12 protein-coding genes and 1 tRNA gene are annotated in these 13513 nt (G+C 42.9%); 8 read left to right on the forward strand and 5 right to left on the reverse strand.

Annotated features, from left to right (window positions below; all coding sequences use genetic code 11):
* Window positions 1–336 precede the first annotated feature (336 nt).
* On the forward strand, window positions 337–1827 hold the full coding sequence (gene rlmKL, locus A3762_RS28445; RefSeq protein ID WP_068756875.1) for a bifunctional 23S rRNA (guanine(2069)-N(7))-methyltransferase RlmK/23S rRNA (guanine(2445)-N(2))-methyltransferase RlmL: 1491 nt from the start codon (window positions 337–339) through the stop codon (window positions 1825–1827).
* Window positions 1828–1837: 10 nt separating this feature from the next.
* Here rlmKL and A3762_RS17625 read toward each other — a convergent pair whose 3' ends face one another.
* Entirely contained in the window at window positions 1838–2551 is a 714-nt protein-coding gene (locus A3762_RS17625; RefSeq protein WP_068756877.1) for an outer membrane beta-barrel protein, read from the reverse strand.
* An 82-nt stretch (window positions 2552–2633) separates the two neighbouring features.
* Entirely contained in the window at window positions 2634–3113 is a 480-nt protein-coding gene (locus A3762_RS17630; RefSeq protein ID WP_156493558.1) for a hypothetical protein, read from the reverse strand.
* A 103-nt stretch (window positions 3114–3216) separates the two neighbouring features.
* Here A3762_RS17630 and A3762_RS17635 point away from each other — a divergent pair, with 103 nt between their 5' ends.
* The gene (locus A3762_RS17635) at window positions 3217–4851 is read left to right on the forward strand and encodes a tetratricopeptide repeat-containing response regulator (RefSeq protein ID WP_068756881.1); all 1635 of its coding nucleotides are present in this window, start codon (window positions 3217–3219) and stop codon (window positions 4849–4851) included.
* Window positions 4852–5110: 259 nt separating this feature from the next.
* Here A3762_RS17635 and A3762_RS17640 read toward each other — a convergent pair.
* A tRNA-Asn gene (locus A3762_RS17640) sits at window positions 5111–5186 on the reverse strand.
* Between the two features lie 314 nt (window positions 5187–5500).
* On the opposite strand from A3762_RS17640, the gene A3762_RS17645 reads away from it, so the two are divergent.
* Window positions 5501–6280, forward strand: a complete 780-nt coding sequence (locus A3762_RS17645) for a YheT family hydrolase (RefSeq protein WP_197469358.1) — start codon at window positions 5501–5503, stop codon at window positions 6278–6280.
* Here the strand turns inward: A3762_RS17645 and A3762_RS17650 are convergent.
* The gene (locus A3762_RS17650) at window positions 6277–6918 is read right to left on the reverse strand and encodes an arylesterase (protein WP_068756883.1); all 642 of its coding nucleotides are present in this window, start codon (window positions 6916–6918) and stop codon (window positions 6277–6279) included. The genes A3762_RS17645 and A3762_RS17650 overlap by 4 nt on opposite strands.
* A gap of 34 nt (window positions 6919–6952) precedes the next feature.
* Here A3762_RS17650 and A3762_RS17655 point away from each other — a divergent pair, with 34 nt between their 5' ends.
* From A3762_RS17655 to A3762_RS17670, 4 genes are all read left to right on the forward strand, one after another.
* A complete protein-coding gene (locus A3762_RS17655; RefSeq protein WP_068475854.1) occupies window positions 6953–7651 on the forward strand; it encodes an ABC transporter ATP-binding protein in 699 nt (232 codons plus the stop codon).
* A gap of 1 nt (window position 7652) precedes the next feature.
* Window positions 7653–10133 (forward strand): ABC transporter permease, encoded by a 2481-nt coding sequence (locus tag A3762_RS17660; RefSeq protein WP_068756884.1) that lies wholly within the window; start codon window positions 7653–7655, stop codon window positions 10131–10133.
* A gap of 8 nt (window positions 10134–10141) precedes the next feature.
* Window positions 10142–10867 (forward strand): Crp/Fnr family transcriptional regulator, encoded by a 726-nt coding sequence (locus A3762_RS17665; RefSeq protein ID WP_068756886.1) that lies wholly within the window; start codon window positions 10142–10144, stop codon window positions 10865–10867.
* A gap of 78 nt (window positions 10868–10945) precedes the next feature.
* Window positions 10946–11476: a DUF962 domain-containing protein gene (locus A3762_RS17670; protein WP_068756889.1), complete on the forward strand. Its 531-nt coding sequence runs from the start codon at window positions 10946–10948 to the stop codon at window positions 11474–11476.
* On the opposite strand, the gene A3762_RS17675 is transcribed toward A3762_RS17670, so the two are convergent.
* Complete coding sequence (locus A3762_RS17675) at window positions 11473–12138, reverse strand: class I SAM-dependent methyltransferase (protein WP_082869220.1); 666 nt, start codon at window positions 12136–12138, stop codon at window positions 11473–11475. The two genes, A3762_RS17670 and A3762_RS17675, sit on opposite strands and share 4 nt — an antisense overlap.
* 241 nt (window positions 12139–12379) lie before the next feature.
* Here A3762_RS17675 and A3762_RS17680 point away from each other — a divergent pair, with 241 nt between their 5' ends.
* Window positions 12380–13390 (forward strand): putative solute-binding protein, encoded by a 1011-nt coding sequence (locus tag A3762_RS17680; RefSeq protein ID WP_068475826.1) that lies wholly within the window; start codon window positions 12380–12382, stop codon window positions 13388–13390.
* Window positions 13391–13513 lie beyond the last annotated feature (123 nt).

Raw genomic sequence — 13513 nt, forward strand, 5'->3', positions numbered from 1 at the left:
ATACTTTTGAACAGATGCTTTGGTACTGTATTTAAAGCATTAAAAAGCCGTTCTTGCTAAGCGCGCTTAAAAGCGCAACGTTCAAACTTTTCTTCATGTAACTGAAGAAGTATTAAGGAGTTCTGACACAATCTAAGCTGCGACAATTTAAGCAGCGATAAAGCGAATTACAAAACACCTTGTAAGTGTATTTGAGACTTAATGTTAACGTCTCGATACGCTTATTCAGCAGATTCAAAAAGAGGTCCACTCAATGAAAAGACAGAAAAGAAACCCAATGCAACGTGCATATAATAGAGGTTATCAAGCTGGCATTTCTGGAAAATCAAAATCTCTATGCTCTGGGTATTCCGAAGACGCGCAACAACTGGTAGAGAAGCGTTTGATAATAAAATTATTGGATATGATGCAGATGCTCGTGTGATTTCGGTTGCATGGGAAAACATTAAAAGGGCTGGCTTGCATGAGTTTATTCATGTTGAGAAGAAGTCTGTTTCAGATTTAGAGTTGCCTCCCAATGTTGAGAAAGGTTTGTTGCTGACAAACCCTCCTTATGGGGAAAGGCTCGGAGAAGTCGAAACTCTAATGGCTTTATATCGCGATCTTGGTGATAAATTCGACGAGTATTTTCATGGCTGGAAAGCAGGTGTTTTTACAAGCAACGAGAAATTAGAAAAAGCCTTGGGTTGGCGTTATTTTAAGCGCTACAAGTTTGTTAATGGAGCCTTAGATGTTGCTCTACTATTGTTTGGCCTTAATGCGGACAACCGTTTTAAGACGCCTTGGCTGAGTTCACAAGAATATCTTCAGAACCCTTCTTTGTGGCGTGTAGCAAATCAAGAGCGTGCTGCAATGCTCGCCAATCGCTTAAAGAAAAATCAAAAACAGTTTTCTAAGTGGGCTGCAAAAAACGATATTTCCTGTTACCGCCTCTATGATGCAGACATGCCAGAATTTGCCTTTGCAATCGACCGTTATGAAAGTGAGCAAGGTGAAGTCTATCTCTACATTCAAGAATACGCGCCTCCAAAATCTGTCAATGAACGAGCATCGTTAGAGCGTCTGAGTGAGGGGCTTAAAACCATTGCGGATACCTGCGAAGTATCAGTAAATCAAATATTTGTTAAGCAGCGAAGCGTGAAAAAAGGCGTGTCGCAGTACGAGAAGGAGCATGTCGAAGGAGAGGGTTTTGTAGTTCGTGAGAATGGTGCGCGTATCAAAGTGAATATCGGGCGCTATGTGGACACCGGTTTGTTCCTTGATCATCGCGCAATACGCCGATGGATAAAGGCAGAATCAAAGGGCAAGAAGGTTCTAAATTTATTTTCTTATACAAGTGTAGTGAGTTTGCATGCTGCGCTCGGTGGTGCATGTAGTGTACTCAGCGTAGATATGTCCCAGACGTATTTAAGGTGGGCTGAGAAAAACTTTGCGCTTAATAAATTGAAAGGGGGAAATTACAAGTTTGAACGCGCCAACTGCATGGAATGGTTGGAGAATGCCGTTTCTGAAAATGAGAGTGGAAACAAAAATCAATACGATCTGATCTTTATTGACCCGCCAAGCTTTTCAAATTCTAAGCGAATGGAAGGTGTCTTCGATGTTCAGGCGGACCATAAGTTTTTGATTGAATCTGCAATGAGTCTGTTGAGCGAAGACGGAAAATTAGTGTTCTCGACTAATCTTCGTAAGTTTAAGCTTGATGTTTCGATTGAGAATGGTTTTGAGGTTGTAGATTTTACTAGAAAGTCATTAGATAAAGATTTCGAGCGTAACCAGAAAATCCACAAGTGTTGGCTGATTACGCACGAGTCGAGCCGTACGTGAGGTTATGAGCTTAGAATTCGTATTTCAGCAACGAATTGAACTGATAGACTTTGATTCCTGACGTATTGTCATTGAGTAGTCGACCGTACTCGAATGACCAATAAATGTCTTTATAGATGCCAAAATCAATTCCTACGAGCCATGAAGAGCTGAAATTGTCACCAAACAGTTCTTCCTCCATCTGCGTGGTACTTGGCAGATAGGTGTCAGTGCTTCCGAATGGAGGGACTTCTCCTAATTGAAACCGTTCTGTCTCGTAACGTGTGATATCCGCGTTATAAAAAGTCAGGCCATATTTAGCATATGCTGTCGCGTAGTCAGTAACCGCATATGCTCCGCCAATGTACCAGTTAAACCATTCGTTTATATTCACTTCTAAGGCGCCGGCACTTAAAGTGTCGGAGATGACGCCTTGGCCGTATCGTAATTCAGTAAAGAAGTTGTCAGTGATGTGGGTTCCATAGGTAAGAGATGCACCGTATGTTTGTGCTGTAAGTGGGAACTCAAATATAGAGCTAGCAGAATCATCACTGCCTGGAACCGGTTCAAGTACCAATAAAATAGACTTGAATTGATTAAAATGTGTACCGATAGCAAGGTAGTCGCGGCCTTCGCGATCTAAAACTGGGTCGGTTGGTGCTGCTGGACCTCTTGCAAAGGTAGTAACAGATGTAAAAAGCGCAGTTAGCAGCGCAATAACACGTAAAGTATTGGTAGTTGGCATGGATGCTACTTTCTTTATTAGTTTAACTGCTTGATATTACAGTAATGGCAACCGTGGCCTATTTGCATGGGTCACAAATGCGTTATTTATATTGCAGTTCGTGATAGCTAAACAGCATCGCTTTGACACGATCTTCCGACAGTTCAATATTTAAGCTGTGTTGCTCAATGATCCATTGCCTCATTTGTTCAACCTGACCTGAGGCTCCCGTGTCCAGCGTAGACTGCCATTCCGACAATTCCATTGACGGATCGCTATTTATGGCTTCGTATAGCTCAGTGTAAGCTGCGTTATCGGTGTAGTAATCGGCGCAAAAAATACTTCCTTCTTCACTGTCGTGCGCCAGCTCTTTTAGCGTTTCTGCTGGGGTCGCTCCCTGATCTATTAACAAATCTATGTCGATGCTTGGATTATCCAAAATATACTCTTCCCAATCTTCATCGGGATTAATAAGGGTCGTTTTAATTTGTCCGTCAGGTAGTGACCAAGAAGCTGAGATCGGGATTTGTCGCTCATATGTATCTATGGTATCGAAGGCAATAAAAATGGGGTAATTATTCAAATTTTCTGAACTCCGTGCATAAGCTGCTAAGGTCGTGATTATAAAGTTTAAATTTATAAAAATCCGTCTAAACTGATTAAAAAAGAAACTGAAATTTCCCATTATGAGCGTGTCTCGACAAGTACAACTTGCAAAATATTATCGTAACCTCAGATTTTTAATCATTGATGATTTTGAAAACTTTAGGCTTTCAATTAAACAAATGGTTAGAGCCTTTGGCGTTGAACAAATTGATGTTGCTATAAACGGCGAGGATGCGATCTCTCGATGCGAGAAAGAAGAATTTGACATCATAATTTGTGATTACAATTTAGGTGATGGCAAGAATGGTCAGCAGGTTCTGGAAGAGCTGAGATATAACAAGCTGCTTAAACATACTGGCATTTTTGTGATGGTGACGGCAGAGACTTCAAAAGACATGGTCATGGGCGCTTTGGAATATCTTCCGGATGGGTATATTACAAAGCCGCTTACCAAGTCTGTTCTTCAGGAGAGAATGGATCGTCTTATTGAGCAGAGCGAAGTGCTCAAGCCGATCAATGCAGCGATTGATGAGGGCGACTCTAAGAAAGCCATTGCTTTATTGGGACAAGAGATAAAGCGTGAAACTCGTTATATTTTGTGGTGTCTGCGAACGCTCGCAAACTTGTATTATCACGAAGGTGAGATGGAAAAGGCGCGCAAGATCTACAATGATGTTTTGACGAAGCGTGACATCGGCTGGGCGCGGCTTGGATTAGGGCGAGTTAAAGCAGCTGTCGGCGAGGTAGAAGGAGCGGTCGATGACTTTACGCAAGTTTTAGATGTCAATCCGAATGTCATCGAAGCATATGATGAATTAGCGGATGCGTATTTGTCTATGAATCAACCGCGCGATGCACAGCGCACTTTAGAAGACGCCGTGGGAATATCGCCGCACGCGTACAATCGTCAACAAAAACTAGCCGAAGTTTGCACTGATAATCGTGATATTGAAGGGGCCGCAGGTGCTTATAAAGCCTCAATGAAACTTGGCTTTCACTCAGTTCATGATAAGCCAGAGAACTACTTGAATCTTGGTCGTTGCTTGTCTGATATGGCAGACGGCGATACAAGTGAGCTCGGTAAGAAACGCGCAAAAGAAGCTGTTCAGGTGATGGGGAGAGTCGCTAAGAAATTTAAGGATGATCCGACTGTTCGAATGAATGCTGCTTTGATAGAGGCACGGACTTATCAAGGTCAAGGGGATCACCGAAAGTCTGATGAGATTTTTGCAAAAGCAAAAAAACTAATCTCTGACCAAGAGCTTGATTCAGCGACTCAGTTAGAGTACGCAAGAACACTCTACAGCATGGGTGAGACTGAAGAGGCAGAAGGGTTGTTGTCTAGTTTAGCCGCTGCGGAGCAAGACAATGCTTCTATGATTAAGTCTATTAACGAGTTGATTGATGAGCCTGTTGGTCTTCAAGCTAAAGTGCGAGCAAGAAAACTCAATAAAACGGGGATTAAATCTTTTGAATCAGGTGATTTGGAAGCTGCGATTGAATCATTCAATGATGCTTTGGAATGCACGCCTAAGCATCCTGCGCTAAATCTTAATATTGTCCAAGTAACACTCAAGATGATCGAAACTCAAGGAGCGCTTGGTCAGTTGGTTAGTCGCTGTACGCAGTGCCTCGAAAACGTCGCCCATATCCCTGAACAGCATGCACAATACAAGCGTTATCAATTCCTGCAAAAGAAAGTCGCCGCGCTTTAAAGTGTTGGTAAATGATTTCGCTTCTTGAACTAGAGCGCTAGACGTTATCTTTATTGATCGTTGTCATGAACAGGTAGACCTACAATAGCTGGCTTAGGGTTCGCTGTGTGCACAACTGCCAGAAATTTTGTTGGTGGCTCCCCGAGCTGGGCTTGAGCTAGGTAAAGCCGCGAGGGTTTACCACGGATTTGTTGTATACATTTCTTTCGGGCATTAAAAAGGCGTCTTACTTTTGTAAAACGCCTTTTAGAAATCTTGTTGGCTCCCCGAGCTGGGCTTGAACCAGCGACCCACGGATTAACAGTCCGTTGCTCTACCAACTGAGCTATCGGGGAACTAAACAACGGCGCGAATAATACTGGCCGATTCTGAGGTCGTCAACAAAAAATATCCACTTTCTAGAAATATTTGTACGAGTTATCATAAATAATCTTAAATTGTATATAAATCAATCAGATGTGAATCTTTTATGCCTCTTTTAGAAGATGATTATAGGCCTACTTCCCTCTATTTAAATGCTCACGTTCATACGATCGCTTGTTCTTTTAGAAGGGTGCAAAACATCCGGTTTAAAAGAGTCGAATCATCCATTAGTACGCCAGATGGTGATAAGTTTTGGTTTGATAGATATTCGCAAGGTAGCAATCGAGTGCTGATTGTAAGTCATGGACTCGAGGGTCATAGTCGCAGACCATACGTGTTGGGCATGGTGTCTCGTGCGATTGATGAAGGGTGGGACGTAGTTGCCTGGAACTATCGAGGTTGTGGCGGCAGGGCCAATAACAAACTGCAAAGTTACCATAGCGGATCGATAGATGATTTATCACTGCTCATCGATCACGTTGATAGTATGGGCTATCAGAATATTGCGCTATGCGGGTTCAGCATTGGTGGGAACAAAACGCTTTTGTATTTGGGACGGGATCGCAATCAAGTAAACAACAAGATTTCCGCGGCTGTTACTTTTTCTGTTCCCTGTGATCTGGTCTCGAGCTCAGAGGTATTGGCAAAACCGATCAATCGAATCTATATGAAAAACTTTCTGGCCTCTCTGTACGAGAAGTTGAAACTAAAGGCTGAGATGTTTCCGGGTCAGGTCTCGCTTGATGGATTCAAAAAAATCAAGACATTTGCTGATTTCGATGGACGATATACAGCGCCGATGAATGGTTTTACTAGCGCACTAGATTACTGGGTACAAAGCAGTTGTCTTCCCCATATCCCCAATATAAATATTCCAACGCTTCTAGTCAGTTCTTTGGATGATCCATTTCTTAGTGAGAGGTGCTTTCCTTTTGAAGAGGCTAAGCAAAATAGTAGCTTCTTCTTTCGACCTTTAAAAAAAGGTGGCCACGTTGGTTTTGGCGCAAAGGGATCTACTTATTACTCTGAGACAGAGGGTTTAAGATTCTTAAGAGAATACATTTAATCTGCGTGCAGCTCATCTAAAGCTCTCGTGATAGCAGGCAATACATGATTCAAAATAATTGGTTGTCCATCAGCATTTGGATGAAGCCGGTCTGATTGCATTAGCTCAGATTTCAATGCGACACCGTCAAGCATAAATGGAACAAACTCTAACTCATTTTGCTCGGCTATATTTAAGAAGTTTTGATAAAACCCTTCGGTGTAACGCTTTCCATAGTTCGGTGGGATATGTATGCCCAGAAGAACCACTTTTGCGTTTGCTTGCTTTGATAGGTCAACTAGGGCTTGCAAGTTGTTTTTAATGCCAGGCAATGGAAACCCTCTTAAACCATCATTTGCTCCAAGCTCTATTACAACGACGTCTGGCTGAACGCGCTCTAGATGTCCTGGTAGGCTTTGAAGTCCCCCTACAGTCGTTTCACCGCTGATGCTGGCGTTTGTGATGATTGCTATGTCGTCGATTTCTTTTTGCGCCAGTGCTACCCAACCTTGTTCGTAAGGTATTCCATACGCTGAACTGAGGCTGTCTCCGAGTATGAGTATACGGCTTTTTAATGTGGTCGAAGCTATCGTTGACTGCGTATAAAGCGTTAAGCTTATTAGTAATAAAAACAGTCGCTTGAATTTCGTTTGAGTCATTAGTGCATCTTATTTTTGAGGTTTGTAAACAGTGTTGACTAACACAGTAAACGCGTCTTCGTTATTGGTAGATTCAGTCAGTAAACGAGTAGAACTAGAAACAGGTTCACTGCAGGTTCTTAGTGATATATCTTTCAGTGTACCTGCAGGGGGCAGTTGTGCGCTAGTTGGTCGTTCTGGTTCTGGTAAAACAACGCTTTTAGGCATTCTCGCAGGTTTAGATAACGCGAGTAGTGGTAGCGTGAAAATTGATGAAATAAATATTTCATCTCTATCTGAAGACGAATGCGCAAAACTAAGAAAAGAGCGCGTTGGTTTCGTTTTTCAATCTTTCCATCTACTAGATCATCTTACGGCGCTTCAAAATGTAACCCTGCCTCTTAACTTAGCGGGCGAACAAAACGCAGAGTCAAAAGCACAATCATTTCTTGAGCGGGTTGGTTTAGCGGAACGAGCCAATCACCTTCCTAAGCAATTGTCTGGTGGTGAGCAGCAGCGCGTAGCGATTGCACGCGCTTTCGCTTGTGAACCTTCGATTTTATTTGCCGATGAACCAACTGGCAATCTTGATTCCAATACAGGCCATTCTGTTGCCAATCTGCTTTTTGAGCTCAATGAGGAGCAAGGAGTAACGCTTATTTTAGTTACTCACGATGACGAGCTGGCAAACCGATGCACTCAAAAACTCACGATCGATCAGGGCGCATTAGTAACGCATAACGAGGAGGTCTGAGGTGTCTTTTCGTCTGATTCAATATGCGCTTAATAGTTTTGTTGAACAGAGGAAGCTTCCTGCCCTTAGGTTGATGTTCCTTGCGAGTTTGTTGTCGGTGTTCGCGATCGTAAGCATTTTGTCATTAACGAGCTTCTTGAAAGAAGCGCTTAATAGTTCTTCAAGTGAATTGCTGGCGGCGGATAGGCAAGTCGTCTCGCCCCGAGAGTTAGATCCTGTGGTTCTTGAATACGCGAATCAGATAGGTTTACGACATGGCTTAGCAGTAGAGTTTCGGTCGATGGTTTTTAGCGATTCGGCTAGCCAGCTTGTATCCGTCAAGGCTGTTGACAATGCATACCCATTGCTAGGTTCACTTCAGTTATCTGGTCAGCCTCAAGGTAGCAAAGTCGCCTCAGGTAATATAGCAATGCAGTCGCGCCTTAATAATCTGCTTAACGTAAAACTGGGCGATAGCATCGGTGTGGGGGATGCTGATCTACTAGTTGGGCCTGCTCTGATTCAAGAGCCTGATATCGGTTTTAACCTGGGGGATATACAGCCTAGGCTATTAATGCGTCTCGATGATTTGGCGGCGACACAGGTTGTTCAGCCCGGTAGTAGGGTAAAGTATCGCTACTATTTTGCGGGTGATATCGAGCAGTTGCGAGTTTTCGATGATTGGATTGTTGAGCAGCTCGATAATAGTCAGCGTTACGAAGGTGTTGCTGATTCGCGCCCTGCGATTGCCGAGGCGCTTCAAAAAGCAGAGGCGTTTTTATTGCTGTCTTCGTGTTTGGCTGCATTGTTGTCTTCGTTGGCCATATCACTTGCTGCGAGGCAGTATTCTTCTCAGCAAATTCGAAGTGTGGCGATTCTTAAAACACTTGGTCTTACCGGGCGTGAGGTCGTATTAGTGTACGTCCTAAAACTTGGATTTATTGGACTTGTTGTTGTTTGTCTTGGACTTGTTTTAGGGCAGCTAGTTAGTGGTAGTTTATCGTCTGTCATTGCGCCGCTATTGCCTGACGTTGAACTACGTGTTGAATTTGATTTGTCGATGTCTGCCGTATTGGTAGCGGTTTTAGTCACCGTATTGACACTCTTTGGGAGCGCTATTCCGCAAGTATTTGCACTGTCTGGCGTAAAACCGATGGCTGTTTTGCGTCCTGAAGAAGGATTTCTTAGGCCGGTTAGTCGTTTCTACTACGTCTTATTGATTGCTGTCCTTTTGTTTACGTTAGCGATATACACCCAGTCCATACTTTTATTGGTATTGTTTGTATTGGGGTCGTGTTTATTGATGGTCGTTGTTGGAGTCATCGTTTTCATTTTGGCACGCTCACTAGAGTACGTTTCTTCAAAATATTTGAAGAAGAGTGAGTCGGGAGCTTCGCTTGCTGTGCAGGCGCTGGTATCTCAGCGCGGTAATACTTTTGCCCAATGTTTAGTGTATGCATTTGCCTTTTGTTTGTTTGCTTCGATTTTTATTGTTCGTGAATCACTCATTGCACAATGGCAGCAGCAAATACCAGAGAACGCTCCAAATCATTTCTTGATCAACATTACTGAGCCTCAAGTTAAGGGTGTGAAAGAGCTTTTGGCGAGCAATGGCATCAATGTTTCGCATATGTATCCAATGGTGCGAGGGCGAATGTCTCATATCAATGGCGAAGATGTGAAAGTTGCCGTCACAAAAGACGTTGCTGCGCTTAATCGTGAGTTGAATCTAAGCTGGGTTGAAGACATGCCTGAAGGCAATGAAATAGTTGATGGGGCATGGGGCAGTGATAGTGAGGGATTATCAGTTTCCGTCGAGCAAGAATTGACTGACAACATTGGTGTATCACTCGGCGATAGTTTGACCTTTAATGTCGCAGGTTTAGAAGTGGTCGCAACCGTTTCTAGTATTCGCAAAGTTGATTGGGAAAGTATGAAGCCGAATTTTTACGTCCTGTTTAAAGACGGGGCGTTGAATGACTTTCCAAACACTTATATTGCTAGCTTTTATTTGCCTGAAGACCAAAAAACCGTGATTAACGAGCTGTCTCGCTCTTACCCAACGGTAAGTGTTTTGGAGCTTGATCTGTTGATCGGAAAGATCCAGTCAATCGTGAATCAAGTTTCTACAGTGCTGAGTTTTGTTTTGTATCTAATTTTGGCAGCTTCGGTACTTGTGATTGCGGCAATTACACTTTCTAAGATTTCAGAGAGGGAGCATCAATCATTAATTTATAGAGTGCTTGGGGTGCGCAGTACAGTCCTTCAGAAAGCGTATTTTCTTGAGTTCTTCATTCTAGGTTTTGTTGCAAGCCTGGCAGGATTTCTCTGTGCCGAAGCGGCCTTAAATGCGGTTTCGATTGCTTTATTCGGTGCGAATCCAGTATTAAACTTGTCGGCTCTCATATTGGGTGTCGGCTTTAGCTCAGTACTGCTAGGGTTTCTTGGTTTTATAGTACTAAGGCGATTGACCCGTAATTCCCTGATGCAATCTTTGAGATAGCCAATTTTATGGATGGGTCGAATTTTCAACACCTATTACCGCTACTTGAACGGAATGCTTGGTTCCGAGGGCGTTCGGCTGAGTTTAAGTCGGATATGCTAGGTATTTCGAGTGTTTCTTATTTTGAAACGAGCGAGTCAATCTTTCAGCGCAACGCACTTAATGGCGGTGTCTATGCGGTATTAAGCGGTAGCGTCAAGATTTTTGGTGTAAACCGTGAAGGGAAAGAAGCTTTACTTACGTTCATTGAGCCGGTGGACTGGTTTGGGGAGCTTGCGCTATTCGATGGGGATGTTCGAACACACAATGCCGTAGCCTCAAGCAAGACCCAATTGTTATGTTTGAGACATGACAAACTTAATAGCCTTTTGGCAATAAAACCTAATTATTGGAGAGATTTCGGGGTCTTGATGTCGGGAAAGCTCAGGGCGACCTTCCACTTAATGGAGGATTTAGTTTTGTTGCCGGCAAAGCAGCGCGTCGTTAAACGTTTAGTTTTGATGGTGAACAACGCGATCAGCGGGGAATATCTCCCTAACAATATTACATATGATGGGTTAGGCACTGTTACCTTAAATGTTGATCAAGCGAGTTTTGCGGCGATGCTGTCAATCTCGCGTCAAACCGCAAATCAAATTTTAAAAGATCTAGAGTCAGATGGCGTCCTTAAGCTCGACTATGGGCATCTTACGATTATTGACGCATTGCGATTGAGCCAGATTTTGAATCAATAACTTTGTCGTCTAGCTGACAGTTTCTTTTTTCTGTCGGCTATATAGTATCGGTCTTCGACATGGCTTAGGAGGATAATAATGAAAACTTTAACTCAACAACTTGTTATGTACGCGAATTATCATCGCGACCCACGAAATATTCTGACGCACTTTGTTGGTATTCCCCTCATTGTTTTTGCGATTGCTGCTTTACTTGCTCGTCCTGAGTTTGCATTGTTTGGCCTTGTTTTGGCTCCAGTTTATTTTGTTGTTGGTGCAGCCTGTCTGTATTACCTCGCATTAGATATCAAACTCGGCATTTTAATGGGCTTGGTGTTTAGTATGACTATCTATGGCGCGCAGTATGTTGCATCTCTATCAACTATCGAGTGGCTGGTATGGAGTATCGGTTTATTCGTTGTTGGTTGGGTTTTTCAGTTTGTAGGCCACTTTTATGAAGGGAAGAAACCTGCATTTGTCGACGATATGACAGGTCTTCTAATCGGGCCGCTATTTGTCGTGTGCGAATTCGCTTTTATGTTCGGTTTAATGAAAAAACTTAAAGCTGAAGTAGAATCTCGAGCTGGTCCGGTATGTCATCAAACTGGCCCTGAAGCGAAAGCCTCTTAAGTAAACAAAATAACATCACTTCCAATGATGGTGAGCTGCTTATTAAAGCGGTTCGCCAGATATTGCATTGTCGCGGGGTTGTAGAAACAAATATGTGTTGGATCGTTTTTATAATGCCAACCCCCAAAATCGATGTTTTGGGTATGCAACTTTGTCATCAGGCCTAGTATTCCGTTCGCCCTTAATAATGAAAACAGAAGTTCAAACGTTTGGCTCGGTGCGTCTAAATGCTCAACCACTTCGGTCGAGCTGATGAAGTCGTATTCTGTGTTTAGTTTTTCTTTATCGTCAGCATAAAACTTGTCATAGATTTCGCATTCGTGACCTGCTTCCTCAAAGATTAATGACAGGGTAGGGCCCGGTCCGCTACCGAAATCTAGTCCTTGAGATGCGGTAGGTAGATTTTCGATCATAACGCTACCTAATTTGTTTAAAAAACTGCGATAGTTTGGGTCGTTAGGGTTATTGTCGTGGTGATCGTATATTTCTTTTTCTTCTTTCGGACATAAGTGAAATTCACTTGGAACAAAAACTAACTCGCATGCTTGGCATTGATAAAACTCTCTCGTTAGACGTTGATCGAAATAAAAATGGTAGATCTCTGAAGCCCCGCAAAGTAGGCAACAGTGAGAACTATTACTATGGTTTTTGCCTGAGTCCATTCTGAACGTTTTGCCTAAATCACGAATCGAAATAAATAGAAAACTAAAATACTGTTAATTGTTCGTATAGTGCCGTAGTTCACTAAAGCGGTAAATAGGTCCTACTTTGAGCTTCGTGAACTTTGTCACCAAATGTTATTTCTTGTAGACTGCGCAGCGATTTCTGCGAGATCTTAAATAAATAATTACTCGTTTTTATCTAATAAATCTAATTGATAACTAAGCGCTGAGGTGTGTGCAAATGACTTTTCGTCGCATTCTTGCTTCTTTGTTGTTGGTTGCTGTTTCTTCGACAGCTTCTGCAGCATTAGAAAAGAAAAAATTCTGTCTTTATGACCCTGTTGGTAAAAACGGCCCTGCTGTGGCGTTCTTCTCTGACCTTACTGCTAAAGGTATCGGTTGGGGCATGGACATCGAAATCGCTGCTTACACAGATGAAAAAGTAGCTTCAAACGATTTTAAAGCAGGCCTATGTGATGTTGTTTTCTTAACAGCAATCCTTAGTCGTCCTTACGTGCCATTTGGCGGTACGCTTGATGCGCTTGGCGGTATCATTGACGAAGAAGGTCTAGCTCGTGTTCTTAAAACATTGACTAACCCTAAGTTGGCTCCTTTCTTAACGAATGGCAACTACGAAATGGTTGGTACGCTTCCTGTTGGTTCTGTTTACTTGTTCGTAAACGATCGTGATATTGATACTGTTCCTGAGTTCAGTGGTAAGAAAGTATCTGTACTTAACGAAGATCCACAGAGCCACAAGTTTGCAGATCTAGCTGGTGCATCTCCAGTTGGTACATCGCTAGCTACGTTCTCTGGCCAGTTCAATAACGGTAACATCGACATCCTACCAATGGTTGCGCTAGGTTACGACGTATTTGAGTTGTATCATGGTCTTGGCGAAAAAGGCGGTATCATCGATGAGAAGCTTCTGTACGGTATGATGCAGATGATTTCTCATAAAGACCGTTTTGCTCCTGAATTCGGTCAAAACATGCGTGAGTACATTCTTGCTCGCCTACCAGACATCAACAAAATGGTTGATGATGCAGAGGCTGCAATTCCTGCTAAGTACTGGATCAAAACTGATGCAGATTCTCAAGCAGCTCTAGAGAAGTTCCGTACTGAAATCCGTGCGTCACTTCGTGACGAGGGTGTTCTTGATGCAAAAGCACTTGGCCTATTGTGGAAGATCCGTTGTTCGGTTGATCCATCACGTGGTGAGTGTTCTAAGCCGAAAGCTGAACGTTTCTAAACGACAGCAATTAGCTTTGAAAAAGGTCGGTTTTTACCGGCCTTTTTTATTTGTAATCTAAACGGCCTTATTCAAGATTTTTCCTTTCTTAAAAATCCCTTATACTGCAGCCCAAATTTTTTG

Source organism: Oleiphilus sp. HI0125, assembly GCF_001635355.1.